The 23,203-nt window shown below is 42.5% G+C and carries 21 protein-coding genes and 1 tRNA gene; 9 read left to right on the forward strand and 13 right to left on the reverse strand.

Annotation, left to right across the window (positions count from 1 at the left end; all coding sequences use genetic code 11):
- Positions 1–94 precede the first annotated feature (94 nt).
- The 7 genes from ggt (at position 95) to R8G66_02755 (ending at position 10,001) form a co-directional block, all read left to right on the forward strand.
- The gene (gene ggt, locus R8G66_02725) at positions 95–1,825 is read left to right on the forward strand and encodes a gamma-glutamyltransferase (GenBank protein MDW3191243.1); all 1,731 of its coding nucleotides are present in this window, start codon (positions 95–97) and stop codon (positions 1,823–1,825) included.
- Positions 1,826–2,071: 246 nt separating this feature from the next.
- Positions 2,072–2,704 carry a hypothetical protein gene (locus R8G66_02730; GenBank protein ID MDW3191244.1) on the forward strand — a complete coding sequence of 211 codons (633 nt, stop codon included), beginning with the start codon at positions 2,072–2,074 and terminating at the stop codon, positions 2,702–2,704.
- A 98-nt stretch (positions 2,705–2,802) separates the two neighbouring features.
- Positions 2,803–4,152, forward strand: coding sequence for a DUF4062 domain-containing protein (locus tag R8G66_02735; GenBank protein ID MDW3191245.1), 1,350 nt, complete (start codon positions 2,803–2,805; stop codon positions 4,150–4,152).
- A 191-nt stretch (positions 4,153–4,343) separates the two neighbouring features.
- On the forward strand, positions 4,344–7,001 hold the full coding sequence (locus tag R8G66_02740; GenBank protein ID MDW3191246.1) for a D-alanine--D-alanine ligase: 2,658 nt from the start codon (positions 4,344–4,346) through the stop codon (positions 6,999–7,001).
- Between the two features lie 30 nt (positions 7,002–7,031).
- Positions 7,032–7,877: a PASTA domain-containing protein gene (locus tag R8G66_02745; protein MDW3191247.1), complete on the forward strand. Its 846-nt coding sequence runs from the start codon at positions 7,032–7,034 to the stop codon at positions 7,875–7,877.
- Positions 7,870–9,711 (forward strand): T9SS type A sorting domain-containing protein, encoded by a 1,842-nt coding sequence (locus tag R8G66_02750; GenBank protein ID MDW3191248.1) that lies wholly within the window; start codon positions 7,870–7,872, stop codon positions 9,709–9,711. Before R8G66_02745 ends, R8G66_02750 begins: the two co-directional genes overlap by 8 nt.
- A complete protein-coding gene (locus tag R8G66_02755) occupies positions 9,711–10,001 on the forward strand; it encodes a rhodanese-like domain-containing protein (GenBank protein ID MDW3191249.1) in 291 nt (96 codons plus the stop codon). Before R8G66_02750 ends, R8G66_02755 begins: the two co-directional genes overlap by 1 nt.
- On the opposite strand, the gene R8G66_02760 is transcribed toward R8G66_02755, so the two are convergent.
- The 3 genes from R8G66_02760 to R8G66_02770 form a co-directional block, all read right to left on the reverse strand.
- On the reverse strand, positions 9,998–11,218 hold the full coding sequence (locus R8G66_02760; protein ID MDW3191250.1) for a site-2 protease family protein: 1,221 nt from the start codon (positions 11,216–11,218) through the stop codon (positions 9,998–10,000). The genes R8G66_02755 and R8G66_02760 overlap by 4 nt on opposite strands.
- Positions 11,205–11,843 (reverse strand): HAD family phosphatase, encoded by a 639-nt coding sequence (locus R8G66_02765; GenBank protein MDW3191251.1) that lies wholly within the window; start codon positions 11,841–11,843, stop codon positions 11,205–11,207. The genes R8G66_02760 and R8G66_02765 overlap by 14 nt, the downstream gene beginning before the upstream one ends.
- A gap of 141 nt (positions 11,844–11,984) precedes the next feature.
- Positions 11,985–12,062 (reverse strand) — tRNA-Ser (locus R8G66_02770).
- A 99-nt stretch (positions 12,063–12,161) separates the two neighbouring features.
- Between R8G66_02770 and R8G66_02775 the strand changes: the two genes are divergently transcribed.
- Entirely contained in the window at positions 12,162–13,502 is a 1,341-nt protein-coding gene (locus tag R8G66_02775) for a tyrosine-type recombinase/integrase (protein ID MDW3191252.1), read from the forward strand.
- 32 nt (positions 13,503–13,534) lie between these two features.
- On the opposite strand, the gene R8G66_02780 is transcribed toward R8G66_02775, so the two are convergent.
- From R8G66_02780 to R8G66_02825, 10 genes are all read right to left on the reverse strand, one after another.
- On the reverse strand, positions 13,535–15,079 hold the full coding sequence (locus R8G66_02780; GenBank protein MDW3191253.1) for a TraM recognition domain-containing protein: 1,545 nt from the start codon (positions 15,077–15,079) through the stop codon (positions 13,535–13,537).
- Positions 15,080–15,095: 16 nt separating this feature from the next.
- Positions 15,096–15,374 carry a hypothetical protein gene (locus R8G66_02785; protein MDW3191254.1) on the reverse strand — a complete coding sequence of 93 codons (279 nt, stop codon included), beginning with the start codon at positions 15,372–15,374 and terminating at the stop codon, positions 15,096–15,098.
- Between the two features lie 2 nt (positions 15,375–15,376).
- Positions 15,377–15,646, reverse strand: a complete 270-nt coding sequence (locus R8G66_02790) for a helix-turn-helix domain-containing protein (GenBank protein ID MDW3191255.1) — start codon at positions 15,644–15,646, stop codon at positions 15,377–15,379.
- 24 nt (positions 15,647–15,670) lie between these two features.
- Positions 15,671–16,156, reverse strand: a complete 486-nt coding sequence (locus tag R8G66_02795; protein MDW3191256.1) for a hypothetical protein — start codon at positions 16,154–16,156, stop codon at positions 15,671–15,673.
- Positions 16,157–16,166: 10 nt separating this feature from the next.
- Positions 16,167–16,460 carry a hypothetical protein gene (locus tag R8G66_02800; protein MDW3191257.1) on the reverse strand — a complete coding sequence of 98 codons (294 nt, stop codon included), beginning with the start codon at positions 16,458–16,460 and terminating at the stop codon, positions 16,167–16,169.
- Positions 16,461–16,509: 49 nt separating this feature from the next.
- Positions 16,510–19,317 carry a MobF family relaxase gene (gene mobF / locus R8G66_02805; GenBank protein MDW3191258.1) on the reverse strand — a complete coding sequence of 936 codons (2,808 nt, stop codon included), beginning with the start codon at positions 19,315–19,317 and terminating at the stop codon, positions 16,510–16,512.
- Between the two features lie 91 nt (positions 19,318–19,408).
- Entirely contained in the window at positions 19,409–20,137 is a 729-nt protein-coding gene (locus R8G66_02810; protein MDW3191259.1) for a hypothetical protein, read from the reverse strand.
- Positions 20,138–20,148: 11 nt separating this feature from the next.
- On the reverse strand, positions 20,149–20,877 hold the full coding sequence (locus tag R8G66_02815) for a hypothetical protein (protein MDW3191260.1): 729 nt from the start codon (positions 20,875–20,877) through the stop codon (positions 20,149–20,151).
- A gap of 28 nt (positions 20,878–20,905) precedes the next feature.
- Entirely contained in the window at positions 20,906–21,658 is a 753-nt protein-coding gene (locus R8G66_02820; protein MDW3191261.1) for a hypothetical protein, read from the reverse strand.
- A gap of 14 nt (positions 21,659–21,672) precedes the next feature.
- Positions 21,673–22,074 (reverse strand): hypothetical protein, encoded by a 402-nt coding sequence (locus R8G66_02825; GenBank protein ID MDW3191262.1) that lies wholly within the window; start codon positions 22,072–22,074, stop codon positions 21,673–21,675.
- Positions 22,075–22,215: 141 nt separating this feature from the next.
- Between R8G66_02825 and R8G66_02830 the strand changes: the two genes are divergently transcribed.
- The gene (locus R8G66_02830) at positions 22,216–23,139 is read left to right on the forward strand and encodes a hypothetical protein (GenBank protein MDW3191263.1); all 924 of its coding nucleotides are present in this window, start codon (positions 22,216–22,218) and stop codon (positions 23,137–23,139) included.
- Positions 23,140–23,203 lie beyond the last annotated feature (64 nt).

Consider the following 23,203-nt stretch of genomic DNA (forward strand, 5'->3'; position numbering starts at 1 on the left):
CGTCGAAGAGATTCGTAAATAGTCTTAAGGTTTAATCCGATATATTGGCGGGTCTTCAAATCCGCCAATCTAAGATTACTAAAAGCTTCCGCTGATGAAAAGACTTTTCGTAGGAATTCTCCTACTGCTGATTACTGTTGCATTAATAGCTCTTGTTGCCGGGATAAGTTTCCGGTCGGCACTTGGACCTGCGCATGAGCATTATCCGGAGCGGGCAGTATATGCACCCCATGCTTCAGTCGCCACCAGTCAACCATTGGCCAGTCAGGCTGGATTAGCGGTGTTGCAGCATGGAGGTAATGCCATTGATGCCGCTATTACGGCAGCCGCGGTTCTAAGCGTGGTAGAACCCCATATGAGTGGATTAGGCGGAGATTTATTTGCCATCTTATGGTCTGCCGAAGAACAGCAACTCGTAGGGATCAACGCAAGTGGCCGGTCAGGGACTTTAATGACACGTGAGGCTTTGTCAAAAAATGGAAGGATTCCGGGAGATGGACCAAAGACCATCACCATACCTGGCGCCCTCTCCGGATGGTCAGCGTTACTCGAAAGATATGGCACCATCACCTTAAAGGAAGCTTTGGAGCCAGCTATAGCAATTGCGAGAGAGGGATTTCCAATTTCAGATGTCACTGCCGCCGAATGGAAAGTATTCGAAAGCATTTTAAAAAGTGATTCAGGAGCAATCCATACATTCCTCAACAATGATAGCCAGCTACCTGAACCCGGAGATTGGTTTTCGAATCCCGATTACGCCACTACTTTACAGCAGATTGCAACGTATGGACCTCAATGGCTTTACGGAGGAGAACTGGGCAATAATATTGCGCATCACGTGAAGAAACTTGGAGGATTCCTTACGCCTTTGGACTTTGCCGAACATCAAGCAGTTTGGGAGAAACCTATTGCGACTTCATTCAATGGGTACAATATATGGCAAATGCCTCCAAATGGGCAAGGTCTGGCGGTTTTGGAAATGTTCAAACTTCTGGAAGATTTTGATCTGGAATCAATGGAACACAATTCCGCAGCATATCTACATTACTTAATTGAGGCAAAAAAACTTGCTTTCGCTGACCTTGAACAAGTAGTTGGAGATCCTTCAAATATGATGGTTAGTCCTATGCAATTATTGTCAGATGAATATATAGCGAATCGACGTTCTTATATTGATGCAAATCAGGCAATGGCTGTTCAAGAACCTGACCCCTCACTCACACATAGTGAGACCACCTATTTGGCAGCGGTTGATGAAAATGGAAACATGGTGTCATTAATAAGCAGTCTTGCAGGAGGATTTGGTTCGGGTGTTGTAGTTCCCGGAACTGGTTTTGCACTACAAAACAGAGGCGTAGGGTTTACTTATGAACCAAACAGGGTCAATACTGTAGCTCCAAAGACGCTCCCCTTCCATACGATCATCCCCGGTTTTGTCACAAAAACCATCAGTGACGGGAAAGATGAGCCCTGGCTTGCTTACGGCATAGTTGGTGGCCCCCAACAACCACAAGCACAAGTACAGGTACTCTTAAACATGATGTTATTCGACATGAATGTACAGGAAGCACTCGATGCTCCTCGTTTTCGGCATTGGGAAGACAATCGGGTAAGTTTCGAATCAAGTATACCCGCTTCTGTGATAAAATCTCTTAGAAAGATGGGGCATGCACCTCAAAATCCAATTATGGAAACTGCGCAAACCATCTTCTTAGGATCCAATGGCGGACTCACTTTTGGTTGTGGTCAGGTGATCATGAAAAACAAGAAAGGTTACATAGCAGGTTCAGACACTCGAAGAGATGGAATTGCCGCAGCTTATTGAACCTTACCTATTCTTCTAAAGGTGACTTAAGCACCACTCAGCCATCAGAAAGTCTCGCTTAAGCATTTCCGTAATTTCTGGGCTTTCCGGGTCTTGGCTACACCATTTATATGGAACAGGAATAAACACCTTGATGACAAAACTGAAGTTCTCGAAATATTCAAATTGTATAAACAAACCAGAAAGAGAAATACTAGATAACTGGGTGTGATATCAATCTTCACGGTAAATTGGAAGCACAAAATCATGAAAACCTTCAAAATCCACTGGTTGATCCTTTGCTCACTGATCCTGATAAGCGGCATTTGGTTGTTACTTTGGTATCGTTGTGCTTACCCCCAGGAAGTCACAAATCTCATCAATATGAGTCTGGCCGTGATTGCAACTTTCTCGTCGTTTGTAGCGATCATGATTGCGGACCAGCGATTACCCAAAATTCGAACGCAATTAGGCGTTTGGTCTCCTAGCAATGATTCCATTGAAGATGAGGATGGCGAGAAACAGGTGGTTGTATTCAAACTTACCAATGAATCGAAGCAGGTCATCGATGATCTGGTCATATTGATGAATATACCAAGCGAGTTGAACCTTCATTTTGGCGGGACGCACAAAACCTCAACGGCAGATTTTCACGAACAGGCCGCCACTAAAATCCTGAGATTCAAACAATTCGAATACCTGGATTCGGAAGGAGAACATGCCAATCTCGAAATAAGACTAGGGCTACAATTGGACAACTGGTCAGGCTCACGTGTGATCTATCTTTCAGTACTGGGTCATAAAATGGGGTCTCAACGCTTTAAGATTTCAAAATCAGCGATAGAAGGCATCAAAAAGGCGAATTCCGCCAAGCCTTATTATTTCAGGGCGATTAAATAAGAATAAAAAAGTCAATGCCATTTGGGTGTCTGAATTGCCTTTATAACAGCAACATTACATTTTTTAGGTTTGCTTTATATCAACATCTTTACATCTAAATGAAGACAAGATCATACCAGTTTGGGAATTCTGTTTTGACCCTGAGATTCGGAGACATTACGGAATCAAAGGATGAAGTTATTGTGAGTTCCGATGATCAATACCTCACTATGGGTGGAGGAGTATCCGCAGCTATTCTTCAAAAAGCCGGAAATGAAATAGCGATTGATGCCTCACAAAAAGTTCCGGTCTCCCTGGCTGATGTAGTTGTAACCAATGCAGGTAGATTATCTGCCAATTATCTTTTCCATGCCGTCACTATTGGACGAAATGAGGAGCAACTTTCACAAAAAGATATCATTGAAATTCTTACTAAGAAATGTCTCAGTCTACTAGAAAACCTAAACCTTAAATCAATTTCTTTTCCGACCATTGGTGCTGGTGTTGCTCGTTTCAGTTACGATGATGTTGCCATTGTGATGTCTAAAGTGATTTCTAATTACTTATTGAAAAGCTCCAGAAACACGCATGTGACCATCTACCTATACGATCGATTTGGAAACAATGACCCTATTGATTACATCAATTTTTTCGAAGCATTTGCCGGTAAGGTTCCTGAAGCCAGAAATTATCCTGAGGTACCTACACCTACTGAAAATGAGGTCAAAAAGACAAAAAGTGATAGCCGTGAGCTTTTAGAAGAGACAGAGGAAGAAATCAATTCAAAAAGGATATTGAGATTACGGTCAAACCTGTCCCGATTAGAAAATCAGAGAACCAAAATCGAGGAAGAATACATCGATGCGATCACTGATTCGAATATCAACTCCGAGGAAATCAAACAAAAGTTAACTGAAAACGAGGAGTTTAGATTGAAATTACTTCAGGAGCTCAAAGAGTTATCCAAAAACCTTAATAGTGCGAGCACTTTGAACAAGGAAAGCTCATCTGTATTCCTCAGCTCAACCTATCAGGACTTGCGTGAGCACCGTGAGTTAATCATGCAGCAAATTGCAAGGACAGCATTCAAGTTTGTGGGAATGGAACACTTTGGAGCGGATCCCACACAGATACCAGCCTATAAAATCAGGGAAGAAGTCAAGAAATGTCAATTGTACATCGGCGTTTTTGGCATGAGGTATGGCTTTATTGATCAAGCGACAGGGATGTCTATGACGGAAATCGAATATCGTGAAGCCATCGCTGCGAAAATTCCTGTATTGATTTATGTGATCAGTCCTGATGCCATTGTGAAAGTATCTGAAATTGAAACATCACCCGAAGGGAAAGAAAAATTAGATAAGCTCAAGAAAGAATTGAGTGTGAGTCACACTTACCACCAGTTCTCCGATAAGGAGGACTTAGCTCGACAAATTTTTGAGGATGTCAAAAAAGTCAAAATTCCTTAGCTGAATAGTATAGTCGTGCAAATAGGAAGTGTTTTCAGGTCATTCTAGCGTTATTGATTATATCAGTTACCCATAATTACTAATCAGGGATTTGAGATGATCCAGACAATTAGAAGAAATCCCTTGTATATGCGAACCTAAAACCTTCCAAAACCCCCAATCCTCCTATCTTCGCAAGAAATTTTTAATCCATGCGGATAGGGATACTTTTTGGCGGACAATCGAGAGAACGGGAGATATCATTTGCCGGTGGCCGGACGGTCTACGACAACCTCAATAAAGCACTTTTTGAGCCGGTACCGATCTTTATCGACAGCCTCGGGAATTTTATCCTGCTGAACTGGGAATACATCTATAAAGGAACCATTCGTGACTTCTATCCGACCAGTGAGGTACTCCCTGAAACGCCTCACTACTTCCAGCTGTATGTAGAATCGCTCCGAGAGTCCCCCGAGTTGGTCGAAAAAGCCATCAAAAAAGTAGGTCGAAAAATATCCATAGAGGAGTTCCCGGAGCTGATCGATTTTGCGTTCCTCACTTTACATGGCCCTTATGGGGAAGATGGGAACATCCAGGGTTTACTTGAATGGTTCAGAATCCCATATAGTGGCGCCAGTATCTTGCCTTGTAGCATTGGTATTGACAAAGAAGTACAAAAGAAAGTCTACCAACAGAACAACATCGTTGTTCCGGATCATAACATAGTCTTGCGTAAGACCTGGCTGGAGCAATCAGCTTCAGAATTGAACCGCATCGAAGGTGAATTGTCATTTCCTTTGGTAGTCAAATCGCCGCATCAGGGCTCCTCTATCGGCATCTCAATCGTGCATGATCGCGAGGAATTAGAAAATGGAATTAACAAGGGGTTTTTCCGACATGAAATCATCATTGAAGAATGGAAAGCCCTGACGGATGATGAAAAGTATCAGTTCCTAATTTCCTTTACTGACATCCGGGAAGGACTCGGGTTTCCGGTATACTTTGGTAAAGACAAAATCTTCCATCCTCAAGAACTTTGGAACAGACTCGATAATGCTACTGAGGAGCGCGTGATCTTACTTTGCGAAGATGCCGAATCCTCGGTGGTAGTGGAGCAATTCATCGAAGGAAAAGAGTTTTCCTGTATCGTGATCGAGGATGAGAACGGTATTCCACTTGCCTTACCTCCTACCGAGATCATCAAAGGCAAGGAGCTTTTCGATTATAGGACCAAATACCTGCCGGGATTAAGTCACAAAGAAACGCCGATGCGGTTGCCGGATGCAGAGATCGACAACATCCAAAAGGCGTGTGAAAGCCTTTTTAGCATCATTCACAGTGATGTATACGCCCGAATTGACGGCTTCTATACAGCGGATGGAACGATTTACCTGAATGATCCGAATACAACCTCTGGCATGCTTCCCTCCTCGTTCTTTTTCCATCAAACGGCCGAGATTGGGTTGAACCCCTCTGAGATAATTACCTACATCATCCGAACTTCGCTGAACGTCCGCAGCCGAAGCGGCAAAAGCTATCACCACATTCAGCAGCTCATCGAAGAACTGGACACCAAGATCTCCTCCAACCAAAGGGAGAACGACGAAAAGCGTAAAGTCGCGGTTTTGATGGGTGGGTTTTCAGCAGAACGTCACATCTCGATTGAAAGTGGCCGGAACATCTATGAGAAACTGGCTTCTTCCAGCAAATATCTCCCAATTCCTGTCTTTCTCACAGGCAGTCTGGAGCAACACGAGATGTATCGCATTCCCATCAATGTATTGATGAAAGACAATGCGGATGACATCCGGGATAAGGTAAAGCAACCTGGTCGTAAACTGGAGTTGAGCGATGCAGCAAAAGCCTTAAGAGATAAATATGCCAAATCCACTTTCAGCGAAGTGCAACAAATTGGCTATGAGGACCTGAAGGAACTCGTAGATTTCGTATTCATCGGATTACACGGTCGTCCGGGTGAAGATGGTGCGGTTCAGCAACAACTTGAAAAAGTCGGTTTACCCTACAATGGTTCCGGTATTCAGAGTTCTCAAACGACCATCAACAAATTCGAAACCAATCAAATCCTTCGGGAGAATGGCTTTTTGGTCGCAGACCATGTCATGGCCTCAAAAAAGCAATTTCAAGCAAATAAAGAATCGTTCTATCAGGAGATTGAACAACAATTCCCCTATCCCTTTATTGCCAAACCCGCGGACGATGGTTGTAGCGCGGCCGTGAAGAAGATCAAGACGCGAGAAGAGCTTGCTGCTTTCAGTGAAATGATGTACCGCCCGGATTGGGAGTTTCCTGAGGGCCCCGCAAAAACCCTTGGCCTCAAATTCAATGAGGAATTTCCTCAAAAGCCTGCTTATCTGATCGAGGACCTGATCGCCGAAGATGGTGCCGCGCGCTTTTTAGAAATCACCGGGGGCATGATCACTCGCTACAATGATCAGAATGAACGATACTATGAGGTCTTTGAACCTTCTGAAGCATTGGCCAGCGGTGAGATTTTATCCATTGAGGAAAAATTCCTCGCGGGTGAAGGACAAAACATCACCCCGGCAAGATTCAGCTCCGATGCTACGGATAATCAAGCCATATCTGATAAGGTAAAGCAAGAATTGCAACGAGTAGCAGCATTACTGAACGTGGAAGGATACTGTCGAATTGATGCCTTCGTTAGGATTTTTGAGTCGGGAAAAGTAGAAACCATAATCATTGAAATCAATTCCCTTCCAGGGATGACTCCTGCCACGGCGATCTTTCATCAGGCAGCTATTGCCAACATGAAACCTTACGAGTTCATCGACCAGATCATCGATTATGGATTCAAACGCCAGTCAAAACAAACTACAGTTCCATTATAATTAATTAGGTTTACCCAACCGAAAGCTGAAATGAAAATAACCTCCAGTTCCTGGTTCAGAATATTACTCCACTTGAGTATTGTCGTTGTATTGGGGATACTCATAACCCTGACCTTCTTCCATCTTTATCTACCTGCCAAAACCAATCACGGGGAGACCATCACCGTGCCCAACGTTGTTGGCATTCATTACGATGACCTGGAAGAATACCTAATCAAAAGAAACCTAAGGTTCGAGATCACAGAAGACTCCAGTTATTCAGCAGATTATGAGGCGCTAGCTGTGCTAAGGCAGGTTCCTTTGCCTAATTCCAAAGTAAAAGAAGGTCGCAAAATTTACCTGACGCTAAACACCAATACCCCTCCCAAAGTACGCATGCCTGATTTGGTAGATACTTCCATCAAAAACGCACAAATCGTACTTAGATCATTTGATCTGAGGTTTGGTAAGGTGGAATACGTGGAAGATGAGATCTTCGGGACCGTATTGAAACAAAAGATCGATGGCCGTGAGATCCTAGCCAATGAAATGGTGGAAAAAGGATCAGTCATAGACATTGTATCTGGTAACGGCCTTGGGATCATTAACCTGCTTTCACCCAACCTGACCGAGCTTGATGAAATTGATGCGCAAATCGCCATCGTAGGTTCTGGGCTAGAAGTTGGCAAAGTCAGATACGATAAGGATGGAACCTACGTTATCATTGAAACCAATGATGATGGCGAGGAGGAAGAAATTACCAAACAAGTTGCTCCGGGCGCCGTTTTCAGACAATGGCCTAAACCTGGAACAGAAATGAGATTAAAACAAGCGATTGACATTTGGATCTACCGACCTGACTCCATCAATTCACGTCCATCCCTGCTCGATGAATAGAATTGCGATTACCCTGTTTTTTATTGTCTGTGGCTTCCAGACCTTGGGACAGCTGGTGGTTAGGCCCATTAATCGATCAAATAAAACCCAGGCATCAACTGCTGCCCGGCAAAATGCCCTGTCGTTGCCTTTTTGGGATGATTTCTCATTCTCCGGGCCTGCACCCGACACCACGCTATGGCAAACCGGGGTGGATGTATTTGTCAACAATAGTTTAGGAATAAATCCTCCCTCCATCAACGTAGCCACTTTCGATGGTGCTCGTGCCACTGGTACCCCACACAATGCTTCCAGTGAAGAGCCGGGAGCGGCTGACAGCTTGGTTTCCTGCCCAATCGATCTTTCATTGGTCGTTCCCAGTAAACGATCAACTGTATTCTTATCATTCCAATATCAAATTCAAGGAGCAGGTGAAAGACCGGAAGAAGGAGATAGCATCACATTATTTTTACTAGACTCATCTAATTTATGGCATGAGGTCTGGACTGTAAGTGGAGGTGAAGTATTCAATTCAACAAATTTCGCACCCGAAAGTTTGCAAATAACAGACTTCCAAAGAGACACAATCTATTTCTTTCACGATCAGTTTCAATTCAAATTCGTATCATATACTTCCAGAAGAGGCATTTTCGACACTTGGCATATAGATTACGTTTATATGAATCAGGACAGGGCAGAATTGGTCAATGAACGCATCTTTGACCGAGCCGCTGCTTCCATTCCGGGACCGCTTTTCGGACCGTACTACCATATGCCCATGTCCCAATACATGGATAGTTCGTTGTTTACCCAACAAGAAGTCGTTCTGAACAATCTTGATATTGGGGCACCTCACCCCTTCTCCTATACCCAAACACTGATCAACACATTGGCCGATACTTCATTGCGATCAGATAACTTTAGTAATCAATTGCTATTCAGTGGAGCAAGTGACACATTTCCCGGTATTGGTAACATTTCTCCCAATCTTTTGTTTGCGGACTCTTTATATGTGACTTCCGAATTCACCTTCTTTACGGGAGACCGTAACTTATTTGAAGAGATTGGTCCTTCCGGAGATACCCTGTTTTTGGATGTCGACCTGAAAGTGAATGATACGGTTCGTTCCTTTCATATGCTGCATGAGACCTTAGCTTATGACGATGGAACCGCAGAATTTGCTGCGGGCATCAACCTGGACGGAGGCGAAGTGGCGGTACGTTATGCTTTGTTCACCCCAGACACATTGACCCACTTGCAAGTGTATTTTCCTCCCTTCTCGACCAGTACCGGCCAGGCCATCACGCTGAAGGTATGGTCACGCCTGAATGAAACAAGTCTTAGAGCTCAACAGCAATTCACCATAGAAGCTGGAGACATGAGGAATGCATTCGCTGAAATTCAACTCAATGTGCCCATCATTGTTTCAGATACGTTTTTCATTGGATATGAGCAATTTACTGATGACTATATTGGTATAGGCCTGGACAGAAGTAATCCACAAGCTTCCGATGATCTTTTCTTTAATGTTTCGCAGGAGTGGCAACAAAATCAGGAAATCGTTGGCGCATTGATGATCCGCCCGATCTTTCAAAATACCAGTGACCTGGTGCTGAATACACCAATAGAGAAAGAGGAAGCGCCTATTGTCCTCTATCCTAATCCAGCAAAATATGAATTGCGTAGCAGTGTTCCTTTTGAACACCTCCAACTATTCAATTTGAGTGGAAAACTCATTTTTTCATCGAGTTACCAGCCAGTCATCAACATTCAAGAAATTCCCAACGGCATCTATCTTGTGAAGACTCACAGGAAAGGTGCTGTTGAAACAACCAAACTAATCATTCAGAAATAATGGACATTCAAGCCCAAGAATTAAAAGAAAGACTCGAAAAAGGAGAAGCCATCAACCTGATCGATGTGCGTGAGGAATGGGAGTACGAGGAGAGGAACATCAACGCTAAAAACATCCCTTTAGGTACCTTACCTAACCGCCTCGATGAAATTGGTGCTGGTAAAGACGATGAAATTATCGTGCATTGCAAGTCTGGGGGAAGAAGTGGACAAGCACAAAAATTCCTCATTTCGAAAGGATATACTAACGTCCGAAATCTCCTCGGCGGTATTGATGGTTATCCAGCTTAAGCGATAATCAGCGGAGACGGACTGAACGACAAGACAAAGATGATCAAGGCCAGGACTGCCACGGCGATCCTGCCTTTGGTCAAAGGCCTGTTATCCGCTACCGGAGGGTGATATACCCCCAGAAACCGTCCGATAATCAGGGCGAATAACATCCACCCCAGGTATCCCTCTAATTGAAAGAACGTTGTAAGAACGTACTGTACAGCAAGGATTATAGTTGCCATCATCAAGCGGTTCTTTCTCGATTCAATCATGCTGGTGAAACACAAATACAAATAGTATACGTACAGCATCAGTTTGATGACAAAATCAAACGGCGCCCCTCCTGCTGTCCCCTGCATACTTTCCGGAGTGATGATACCAAGTCCCGAGTAGAATACAAATGCAGTGAACAGTACCTGTGAAATCTGCCTACTCCGCCGCTCTCCAAAGACACTGAAGACGACATGTCCCCCATCTAATTGTCCGATGGGTAATAAATTTATCGCTGTAAAAATCAGTGACAGGAAACCCGCCAATAACAACGGATAATGTAACATCTCATTGGGGTGTGGTATCAGCGACTTATCCTCTACCACGTATTCCTCCATCAGGTAAAACAAAAGATTGGGTCCTAATACGATGGAAATTCCTATATCCGTAGACTTAACAACCGAGTCAGGAACGGCAGCATAGTTGATCCGATCGGGATTGACAAAGTCTTTCTTATAAAGGACTGTATCTATTTCATAAAGTATAGAGTAGTCTTCTCCAAAAGATTCGTACTCCGGATGAATTTCGAACACATATTCCTGTGGATCTGGTAAATGCGTAAAGCCATACCATATCAGTCCAAATGCCACGACAAATCCAGCAATAGGTCCGGCCACTCCTACGTCAAAATATTTGGTTCTGCTTTCTATGGCTTCTTTGATTCGGATGTAGGCACCCATTGTCCCGATAGCCGGAATGATACCCAGAAACCAAAAAGGCAAATAAGTAGGCAGGGTTACTTTGATGTTGTGATACTTCGCCGTGAAATAATGACCAAACTCGTGACATGTAAGAATGAACAAGAACGGGACAGAATACTGCAACCCATCCCAAAATTGACCCCAACTCAGGTCGCCAAAAATCAGCAAATGACCATAAATCCACTCAGCACCCGCTGCGGTAGTGGTTAAAAAGGTCACCACCAGTAAGACCAGTTGTCGAATCTGTCGTTTATTTTCTGCCATCTTGTAATATCTCGAATATTTGATCCGGGTATCTTACCTGAACTGCCGTGATACCTGTTGCCCTGGCTCCTTCTACATTATCAAGTCGATCATCCAGAAACAACGTTCTTTCCGGCTGGAGTTGATGCATATCAATCACATGCCTATAGATCTCCTCGTCCGGTTTTCTCATCCCAAGTATATGTGAGTAATGTGCATGATGAACAAAATCTGATAATTTTCTTCCTCCTGAGCGCTCCCTGACGATCGCATCAAACTTTCGTTCATGGATCGGATTCGTATTGCTCAAAATCATCACTTGATAATTGGATTTGAGCTGTTCCATAAGGTTAACCCGATCCATGGAAATATGGTGCAGCATCAGGTTCCAAATCTCATCAAACTGCTCCTCTGTGAAAGAAACGGAAAGAATCTCCATTACCCCCTTTCTGAATTCAGACTCGCTGATTTTCCCAGTTTCATACCGCTGCATGATAGGAGAAGAAAACACTAAATCTTTATAGTCCAGCGCTTTGCGAGAAGCAGCAAAAAGTCGATCCTCCACGGCCTGTGGGCCCAGATCAATGATCACCTCTCCCAAGTCGAAAATGACCGTATCGTAGTTTGCTGGGGTAAATTCCTTCATCAGACGGCAAACCTACTTTACTTGTTGGCTTAATAAAAGAATGAAGGGATGGATTACCAATTGATCTAGTTAAATAACGGACCTAATCCCTACATACAAAAAAAGCACCTAACATAATTGCTAAGTGCTTGATCTTAAAAGTGGGCCCACCAGGGCTCGAACCTGGGACTTACTGATTATGAGTCAGTCCTATCAGGTATCATTTGGCTTAAAATATCCTTATTTGGCTCTCAATCAACTTTTATTTCTTACTATTGAACCAATATTCAACGTTCAAAACCAAAAAAGCACGCCGAAAGCACGCCGGAGAAAAAGTAAATGGCAAAAGTCAAAATAGCTCTTGATCGTCGAGAAGGTCATAAACACAATGATGGAAGATGCCCAGTCGTCTTGCGCATCAGCCATAAAAGCAAGACGAGGGATATCCCTTTTGATATATATGTGCTTGAAAATGATTTTGATTCTGAGACATACGACTTAAAAGGAATCCAAAATGCGGTTCGACAGACCAAGCGGGTCAAGAAAAAAATATTCGAAGTTGATCTGTGGGTCGATGAAAACAAGGCAGTAGTCAAGCTTTGGGACATAGCCAAGTTAAAAGATCAAATTGAAAGGAAGTTTTTCAATAAGCAAAGCGAGCTCACATTATTTTCTCATGCCTGCGATTTGTTCGCTAGGTTCTATACGAAGGAGAAATTCTCTACAATTTCATCATACGAAGATGCTTTGAAGATCTTTGCAAAATTCAACATGGCCAGAAATGGTAAGAGTGATCGAGTCATCATAAAATCTCTTTTCGAAATTGATGGTGATGGAAGGTTTACTCTGAAATCTGAATATGAAGAATTTGATTTGCCAATAAAAGCTATCAATAAGGAATTGGCTAAGAATTTCGAGGCTTATTTAAGTGCCCGGCTTAAATCAAGAAATTCAGTAGCGATTCACTTGCGGAGTATACAAGCCATCATTGGGGACGCTGAGGATTCATTTGATGAGCTTAAAGATCACAAACCTTTTAGAGGCATCAAGAAAAGCAGTCGGGCTAATAACCAGGTTGTATTGACCTATGATGAAATAAACCAAATCAGAAGCCTCAGAGAAGAATTCAAACTTGCTTGTGATCCTAAGTTTGATGTAATCAATTATTTCCTGTTCATGTTTAATAATATGGGTATGAACTTCAATGATTTAGTTCGGGCCAAAGTATCCAACTACGACGGGGAGCGGTTCAATTATCTGCGCAAGAAAACTGAAAATGAAACAGAAGGAGATTTCTTTTCAATTCTCCAAAACGAAGAAAATCTGGAGATCATCCAACATTACGTAAGAGGTAAATCAAAGGATGATTATTTGTTTCCGATACTAAAACCGGATATATCGAAAGAGCGAATTTTTCGTGTGAAGAACTACAAAGGAGATTGGTTTAACAAGCACTTTAATGGCATAGCTGAAAAGCTCTCCATTGATAAAAACATTACCACCTACACTGCAAGAGATACATGGGCCAATTTAGCTCTTGAAATGGGTGTTGATATTCGTAGTGTCCAGAAAGGACTTGGTCACACGACTGTTGAAACCACAGAAAAGCACTATGAGAAGAAGCAAAAACAGTTTTCACTTTTGGATGAAGTTAATTCATGGGTTACAGGCATGAAATAGACTAAAGCGTACCAGACGAATTCTTTGTCTCTCTATGAACGTTGATTAAAATTTACGAGAGCGTAGTTGCGCTTCTCCTTACCCCACAGTTTTCCCGCTTTGAATACCACTGATTCAATAATGTAATCATTGGTCTTCCTACCGGTCTTCAAAGTTGTGAAGTGATCAGGGCTTATGCGATGATGCATTTGTTGAGTCTTGGTCTTGCTGATATCCATTTCCTTACTGTAACTGACATTTTGAAACTCTGTGAGGTGTTTTCCGATCATGTTTGAAGCCCAAACATTGGTGTCATAATTATCATTACTTGCAAAAATCTTAAGGTTCAAATTGCCCAATAAGCTCTTGGCTTTTGCCTCTGGTTGGTCATTGCCCATCACATAATAAAGCGAGGTAATATTCTGAGTGATATAGACAGTCGCTACCCATGAGCTGCGCGCTGTTGCGGAGAATAAGCTATCGGTTTTGTGAGAACAAAACTGCTGGTATTCATCTACCCAGAACCCAACAGGCTTAGGGTCTTCTTCCTGGTCTATGGAGCGTCTTTCCATGGCTGCTTGAAAAGTGGTTTTGACAATAGAAGCGGCATATAAGCCAGCCAAACCATATTCTTTGAGAGCGTAATCCAGAATAACAATGGCCCCATTCTTATAGATATTCTCCGGCAATAAATTCTCGCTCAAACCGGAGGTGAATTGATTTTTAAGAATACCTCTATTTAAAAAGGGCTCCACAATTCCCATAAAACTCTCAATGATTATGCTAGATGCTTTTTCACCGATATGCGGAAACTCCTTGAGCCAGTAATTCAAACAGATATCCAACTCATCGGGATCAAATTCAGCTACGTGACCATTCATCAGCTTTAACAGCACTTGTAAGAAGTAATTGGAGTCAATCCAATCTTTCAGGTCTTCTTGCGCTCTTGATCTCAAATGTGGATCAATACTCTCATCTACTGCTTCTCTTTCCAGTCGTTGATAAAGCTCGGCCTCATCACCACGAAAGCAATCAGAAACTAAACGTCTCATATTGGTAATACTGACCTCTTCTTGCGCCATGCGAAGGGTCGTCACACATCGGCTGATCAAGCGGCGTAGCGATAGATCCCAGAAGCGCTCATCCTTTCCGCTGCTACCTCCTGAGACATAAACCTTATTCTGTTCATTTAGACCGATCAGAGCCTCTATGATGTTCATCACATCACCGCTTCCTTCACCCGCACGAGACATTTCATACTCCAGGAAGTTGAACTTTAAATTGCTTTCCTTATTGAATACCACCACATCACCTGTACGCTCGGGTGCGGCTTCTTCGATATACTGCATCCATCGTTTCCGCTCATCTTTCTTGGCGCATAAAATCATCATACCTAGTCCGGCTTTAAGCATAGCATGAGCGATAAAGCGCCCCGGGCCACTTGACTTGCCAGATCCTGTACTTCCTGTGATAAGTGTGCCTTGCGTAACATCAGCCCAGGTTATAGGTGTATTTGTACCTGGCATAGTATACAGCACTTGATCAAGGCGATCTTCATGGCTTGATTGAGCTTTCTTTTTGGATTTAAAAAGATTCATACTGCATTGATTTTATTCATCGATCTTTTGATTGATCACGGTCTTGTTTAAAACCTGCTTTGTAGCGCAAAAACCTTGCTCCGTATTTCTGTAGGAGTGCTCTACGCGAGTGATTTTTCGAGAGGTCTTGTTCTATGAGACGCTTGTTCAAGAAATCTTCAAAAGCTCTTCTTTCAATGGAAGAAACTTGATTTTGATCAATTAACATTTGCAAGTGTTGTGGGCTTTGCTGATATAAAATTTCAGCATCTCTCAAGGCCTTCTTGTACGTTTTTGAATGATATGAATTAGCCATCTTTAATATGTGTTTTTGACGTTACTAACTAAGAATTCCTCTATGGATTTTGGGTCATAGAGTATGACTTTTTTGCTTGGCTGGGTGTATCTGATCTTACCCTCATCTCTATAGCGTTGCAGAGTGGTCGTTGATTTTACACCAAGGGCTTGCATGGCTTGTTTTGGTGTGAGCCATTTTTGTGATTGCTTTTTATGCTTATCCTCGATGCGACTTACCACACGCTCGATGAGCTCATAAAAGGCTTCTTCTTCGATCAATATGACTTTCATATCACTCAATGCTTTCAATTCAACTTATCGGTGGCGATCCATTCCAGATCGTCTTTGAAACTCCTTGTTCTTTTCTTTCGAAGGCGAGGGCTTAACGCCGTATTTCTTAAAATTTTGAGAGAGATTTCTGAGATTCTCTTTTGACGCAGACGCATTGTCGCTCTCATTAAAATCTCTGCTCAGGTTCTTATGTCTGCGATAAATCGGTTTGGCTTCTTCAATGATGCTATCCCGAAATTTCTGATCTTGATATTCACGGTCTTGATTGATCCGATCATAGCTCGTATGGGGCAATCCAGAGCGAATGCCTTTGGCGTAATAGAGATCAGATTGTGATCTCTTATTCTGCGTATCTAAATCCTGGTTCAGATAGCGTTGCTTAATTTTTTGTATATCAAAAAATTGTCGCTCATCACCCTTGCTGTATAAATCAAGCTTTTGCTTAAGCTCATGATTACTCAGGTCTTTGGGCGTGATTTGACCGGCTTTATATTTCCTCGAATCCTCCATCGTTCATGGTTTAAATACTCTCTGTTGCGGCATTGCCTTCTACTAAAATCTCTTCAATGAAGGTGGAAGAAGACCCGTCATCTTTACCGCTATGACTTGCTCGAACCCACAGCAATTCTTCACGAGAAAAGGATTTGCGAATTGCATCCAGCCCACGTCCCTTTATTGTTATCAGAAGCTCGTAAGCCTTGAGGTAGAGCAGGCTATTATCCTCTTGAATACAAACAGGTAAAATAGAATAGCTAAACCCATAGCGCTTACCAGAGCTTTGAATAATCTCGAAACGTTTAACCACCTCATTCACGGCGACCGCGTAACATTGAGAGGGTTGGCTATTTTCGGATTCTGATCCTCTACCTGTCCCTTGCGACTTGCGTTGCTCTGGAAATATCCCTCTGAGCTTGTTTTTGTCTTTGTGTTGATATGGCATGTTCAATGTCTTTATTCATGTATTTGTGATGGTCTCTGCGCTTTTGTTCTTCTAAGCGCCGGTAGTGCTCAGCAGCGACACTATGAGCTGATCTTTGATCACCTGATCTGTAAATGGCACGTTGAAGTTCCTTTTTACTATCAGTGAAGATTTGTAAGCGGGATCGACCTCGTGAAACAGCCACGTAAAATGAGCGATCTGTCAAAGCACTCAGTGAGGCATCACTAAGGCTGAGATAGACATCCTGGCTGGTCTTTCCCTGAGCCGCGTAGGTCGTTGATGCGATATTGTGATCTATATGGTAGCTGTCTTTGGCTAGGGTTTTACCATTCTGAAGTAGAATGTTCCCGCCCTTGTCAAAGCCGCTCACAACTTGAGGTGTACCGTTATTGAGCTTCGTATCTTGTTCAGATTTCAGATTAACAGTGGGTTTGATATGATCACCCACCATCAAGGAAAGCTCGGACTTTTGATGAAGTGTGAAGTAGTGCGCTTGGTCGAGATTTAGAGTTAATTCCTGCTTGCTCTTGAACTCCTCAACAGTAATAGCACCATTCTTATCTTTTGATTTGACCTCATAGTGAGACCCGGCCTTAAAGCCTGACCCTTTTCCAGATGGTGCTTTCTGGTTCTTCCAAAACCGGATCACCCGTCCTTCTTGGTACTGATGAGGATCCTTCTTCTGACTCTCAGTCAAATTCAAATTCTTGAGCGTTGGAAAGCATCTTTCCTCACCCTTCAAATGACCCTGGGCTTTGAGCTTATCGCGTACAATCTCAGTGATTTCATCCTTTTCATGGTTTGTCGTTGTGACAATCAAAGCCTTGCGTTTAGCAAGCAGGGACTTTAGATAAGCATCGCTGAGCTGTTCTAGTCTTTCATTACGATCAGGCACTTCATTGATGGCATTCAGCTTTTGATCAATGATCTTAAATCCTGCTGCCATGTTCTTCCTCGCAATAAAATCAACAGCCTTACGATAATCAGAATCGAGCTGGCGCATATTCTCACTAATATGAAAGGTTTTGATTTGAGAACGTTGTAAGAGCTTCAGCGCATCTCCATGTTCTCCTGGATTGAGATGCTGGCGAACATTTCCTGTCAAAAGAACCCGCGCTTCCTGATCACGTGCCACGTTAAAAATCTCATTCGCAGTAGGTACCCCTAGAAAGGAAGCTTCATCTACGACTATCACATTTCCATGTGCTTGGGTCTGGCTTTCCGGATTCATCAAGAAAGAGGCAATGGTCATAGCATCGGCAAAACCTTCTTTGCGAAGCACTTCAACGGATTGGGAACTTTGACTTAAGGGGATCACCTTTTTATTAACAGCCTTAAGTCCATCAGCATACTCCATTAGAGTGGTTGTCTTGCCGCTACCTGCCATGCCCTCCCAGGCCATAATCGCGTCTTTGCTTTGCAGCGCACCCAAAACCGCTTTAGTCTGACCGTCGTTGAGAAATTCTCGCTGAATCTGATGATCAGGATTGAGCGCTCTCATTTTGCCTTTGCCCGAAATAGCTGAATGATGCATTTCATCCTCACTTCTCACAACATCTTTTGTCGTAAGGATTGAGATACCTTTTTCTTCACCCCAAAGGACATCTTTTCGGCTTTCAAGCTCTTTTTGAAAATCACTTGGATCATGACCGCTTCCGTAAGAAAGACTCATAGCATGTCCTAATATTCTGTGAGTCTCTGCCGTAGAATTGCGCTCCAAAAAATGCTCAAGACTTCTATCAATGCTTTCAGAAAGTGATACAGTTTTTTCAACCGTTCCTTTCAAATCTTTAACATTTTTCAGGGACTCAAATTCTTCTTTGGAGAGCTGCGACTTCCACAATGGGTAATGCTCACTTTCAGGAATAGCCTTGTTCTTTGAAACACGGGATCGAGCACCTAATTGAGACTTCTCCCGATCAGCGGTTATGCCTTTGTCCTTGGCGATTTCGTTAATGATCTTGCTGCGATCTGAAAAGCGCTCATTCAAATGAGACACTCCCATAATCTCCCAAGCATCTTCTGTTCTCTCAATTTTATAACCCAATGCCATAAGGCGATTACACATCTTGGTATGCAAATAAGATTGCAGGAATTGAGCTGATTTGAAGATATGAAAAGGATCAATCGCCAAAATCTTATTACGAGAAGGACTTTGACTAGCTGAGAACAAGACGTTATGATAATGCTCCAAAGGCTGTCCAGCCCAGAGCGTCTCATTCCCTCTTTTATACTCGACAGGTCGCCCAACCCGATGGTGAAACTCTGCCCAACACGCATTGCCCGTTTCTTCAAACGATCTATTCTTCTGGGTATTTGCCTGAGTAAATACCAACTGTTCAGCCTCGAGCATCATTTCTCTATTAGATGACTTAAAAACTTCATCCAAATCAGGATCATCACTCAATGCGCATAAAATACTGAAGGATTTCGGGGGTAGGGTGGTTAAATCCCACCCCACACGCCGATCAGGTGAATCCAATGCCGTTAATCTATCCTTGGTGCCTGGCCTTTTGTTGCTAGCGAGTAAATCATAGTTCTCGGCTGTTACCTCACTTAGCCCTATTATCTGAGCCAGTTTACCCTGATAGACGGCTTCCACTCGTTCCATGTAATACTCACCCTGTCTTGATAGCGAAGATCGGTGATAGGAGGACGCAGCTTTAGCGTTCGCTATTTGTGTTATTCTTAACATAGCGCTTCGGTTTTCTCGGAGTTTTAAGATTGACATTTGATGCTCGAACGCAGATAGAGTTCTAGCAGCTATTCAATTATTTATATCTCATTTTTCCTCGCCTTACAAGGAATATTATCCTATAACCTTAAGCTTTGAGCACTGATTTGGTGTGCTCGTCATACGCTTTATCCAATATCTGCTGAGAGGCTTCAGCTAAGGCTATAATGATCATATAACTTCCAAAATAGCCGTCATGCAAATAGTACCAGGCGCTGACTCCCACACAGATATAGATGAGCGGCTCTACGATCCCACAGATAAAGAACTCATTCACGCTCATGAATTTTGATAGAGCAAGCCCAATCCAGCTTTGACCTCTCCGGCTCATACTGCCATCAGAGCCTTTACCCATCCAGATCATAACGATATGAATCAAACAACATAGGCTAAACAAGACTATATAACCCGCGAGCAATTGGGATTCTACGTTCACTGCGAGAAACTGGTAAATCTCTGGCCATGATTTACCAAACAACATGAAAGGTATAATCAGGGCAGAAAACGGCTTAAATACCCAATGTATCTGCATACTATTGTACCCGACAGCAAAGCCCCAAGCGTAAGCAAAAGCCGTGATACCGAGTGTTTGTGAGCCCGGCTTAAATCGAGCTACACACCACATCTGCATTGCTGAAACAGCCTTATTGAAGCGCAACACCAACCAGACTAGCCAAGTGATGAATTCATCCCAAGTCTTTTGAAAAAGCATCTTCGAAAATCCAGATGAATAACCCCCCCAGACAATTGCATGATCAGAGATTTTGACCGTTTTGCGATGACTGGAGGACTTAGAATTCGCTTCGTCAGTGATCATGACTGGAGCATTTAAAATGAGGCCTGTACAACCACGTCCGCATTCTTCGACCCTAGAAACTTCTTCCAGAAGCGGCATGAGTATAGTATCAGGTCGTTATTTTGCCCTGGAGCAACAATTATAATTTTCACATTGCTCAAATCTGGTAATCTCGCGTCAGCTTCCAAGCTTTGGACAATATCCTCATAGGAATCGTTGACGATATCAGAAGGATTATCCACAAATTGGGCCATAGATACCACACTAGATACTTCTACTGCATCAGAAAATGTAATGACGGTTGTTGACAGACTCAAATCAACTAGGCTCAAGCTATGCGCAAGTGTACGGTAGAAGTTCGTTTGACGCTCATCACAGTCTTTAGCAGCTAACCATAAAAAGTCACTCTTGGCCTTCGAAACAAACGCACCTATAGCAGCGCGTCGTTTTGAGGAAGACCCGAACCAAGGATCGTGCTCGGAAAGTTCAGCCACACGAACTTCTGGAATTGGATTCTCCCCGATAGTGGTCGTGTACAAATTCACGCCCTTGTTTGAGTGCTGAACATCAAGCTCAACTAGGAGATCCTTCAAGGTTTCAACCCCTTGAAAGGATTTCACATCAGTCAAGCTTTCGCTTACATCATGTGGTACAATTATGTTCTCAATTTGAGCATATATCTCATCTATTGTTAGATAGGTGATGAGCCATAGTATGAGACCGACCTTGCAGCCCCATACTTTAAACTTTGTCAATTTCATTTGATACTTATTTTAAGTGTAAGAATGATTAATTCTGATCGCCATATAGAGCATCGATGTAGGCATCAACACGCAGTTTTGCTAGTTCCAGCTTTCGAAGGTCAAAGGCTCTTCGTCCACGAAGTTTTTTCAGCTCTTTGCTGAGCTTCCACACCTTAGACTCAAGGTCGTCTTGATAGGCACGTACCTTGTTTTCTGCTATGATTTGAGGTCTCCCCTTAAGTCGATTGTAAACACCTTCCAAAATGAAGAGTCTGAAGCGAAACAGGCGACCTAGTTCTGCCATCAGCAATCGGTAAATCGCAGGGCTTTGAACAGTCTTGTCAGTGTAAAGGAGGAAGTGAACAAGAACTGATACCGCGTAAAGAATAACGACAAGAGCCAAGACCAATACATGTTGGTTAGAATCTGCTGCTGTCGGTCCTCCTAGGAGGTCATTAAAGGGATCGCTTGTCTTTCTTTGCTCAACCTCCTTATAGGCATAGAAAATGATCGTGAAAAAACCTATAGCCAACACAGATGCAATTACAGCTATAGCATAGCGCCCTTGATCCAATAACTTCGCAGTGAGAGTGGACAGAGTCGAAATGATAACGGACATAGCCAAAGCGAGACCCGTTCCCAGAACCAGACCCATGTCAAATAGATCGACATAAAGGGTTTGATTCATTGCAAACTCAATCGCCATTCCAGCCAGCAAGACAATTCCCGCGAAGAATGGAGATATGATGAAATTGAGCACCAGATTTTTTAGGTGCCGATTACTGATTTTTGATACCATAATTAAGTATTTATTTAAGCGTTGTATGAATTGTGTTCTTTGGTTTGGCCTTTCATGCGCTGCACCGCTGCAGCGAGCTTGTCAATGAGGCGATAGAGTTTTTCTGAAATTGCCTTCTTTTCTGATTCGATATAAGCAGAACGGTTTTCATCTATGTGTTTCAACCTGCGCTCTGAATCAAAATGGTCATCAGCCATATCTTCGATACTCTCATCGTATGCGCCGTGTACGCCAAGCTCGTGTTGATCAAATATGAATGATGCAAATTGTCTTGCTTCCTCATAGTTTCCACCTTCAGCCTTCAATGCCTTAACCTCCTTCATTGTTCTTCTCACCAGCTTTTCTACACTAATAGAGCCATATGAAGGCGTCGTAGAGTTTCTGAAGTGAAAGACATTGGCGAATAAATTCCTCATAATGTTTCTGTTTATTTTTGTTAAAAGTCTAAGGTTTATCATTCCGCGATTGGGTAAGTGCAATGGTAGAGAAGCGGCTTTTTACAAAGTGTTTTCGAAATGCATTTGAATAGCCTTTAATAAGTCATCAAATAGATCGAAATGAGGAAAGAGCAGAGATTGTACGGAAATGACATCCGAATCTTAAAAGAATTATTTGATTTAGCTCTTCAAGAGTATGGTATATCAGATAAGGGTATTCTTGAAGTTTCGTCGGAGGTGAAAAGTAAACTACGTGATTCAATCAATGACTACGCTGTATTGAATAAAAAAAAAGCCGAAGAATTTGATGTTGAGTTGCAGGTCAGCGTTAATCGCACCTATGCTATTTATATAAGTAAAATCCAAGCAGCTATAAAAAGAGCAGGTGGAATAGATAAACTCGAAACTTTGGTCAAAGAATCGGATGATGGTGTCGCTTATTCATATCCAATAATCAATACATTAACTGCATTTGCCACTCAGGGTAAATTTTTTGAGTGGGAGGATTATCGTTCTAAAAAAATAGAAGAGCGTTTAAATTTCACCCAAATTGAAGAAATCCAATTAAAAAAGACAGAAGAAAAATCATCGGTTATCTCCACGAATTCAAAACATGAACAAACAAATGAAGAGAAAGAAACTAAGGATGAAAAACCAAAACCGAGACGACTAAAATTACATGTCATACTACCTGCCATTGTAATATTTATGAATCTAATATCTTACCTTGTTGATGGCGTTGATTTCATAAACTGGATTGAAGGTCTCCTACAGTCCGATAAAGTAAAAAATGAATGGCTAAAGGGAGAGGTCAAATCTAACGGAATTTTAATTACGGACGCAACAGCCAAGCTGGGACACTTAAGTGCTACAACGGATTCATTGGGTAAATTTGAATTTCGAGTTCCTAATCCGAAGAAAGATTCCTTTTATCTTTTAGAAGTCCGTAAAACCGGTTTTAAGGCATACTCTTTTTCATACATGCTCGATGATGACTTTATTAATACCATTCAGATTGAGCCTATAGATTCAATATCGAAATAGGTTTTCATATAGCGCTTCCTAACCATTTGTTAATTAGAATGATATATAATTCTTAGACAACAGC

It is taken from the genome of Cytophagales bacterium (assembly GCA_033344775.1).
GTDB lineage: Bacteria > Bacteroidota > Bacteroidia > Cytophagales > Cyclobacteriaceae > JAWPMT01.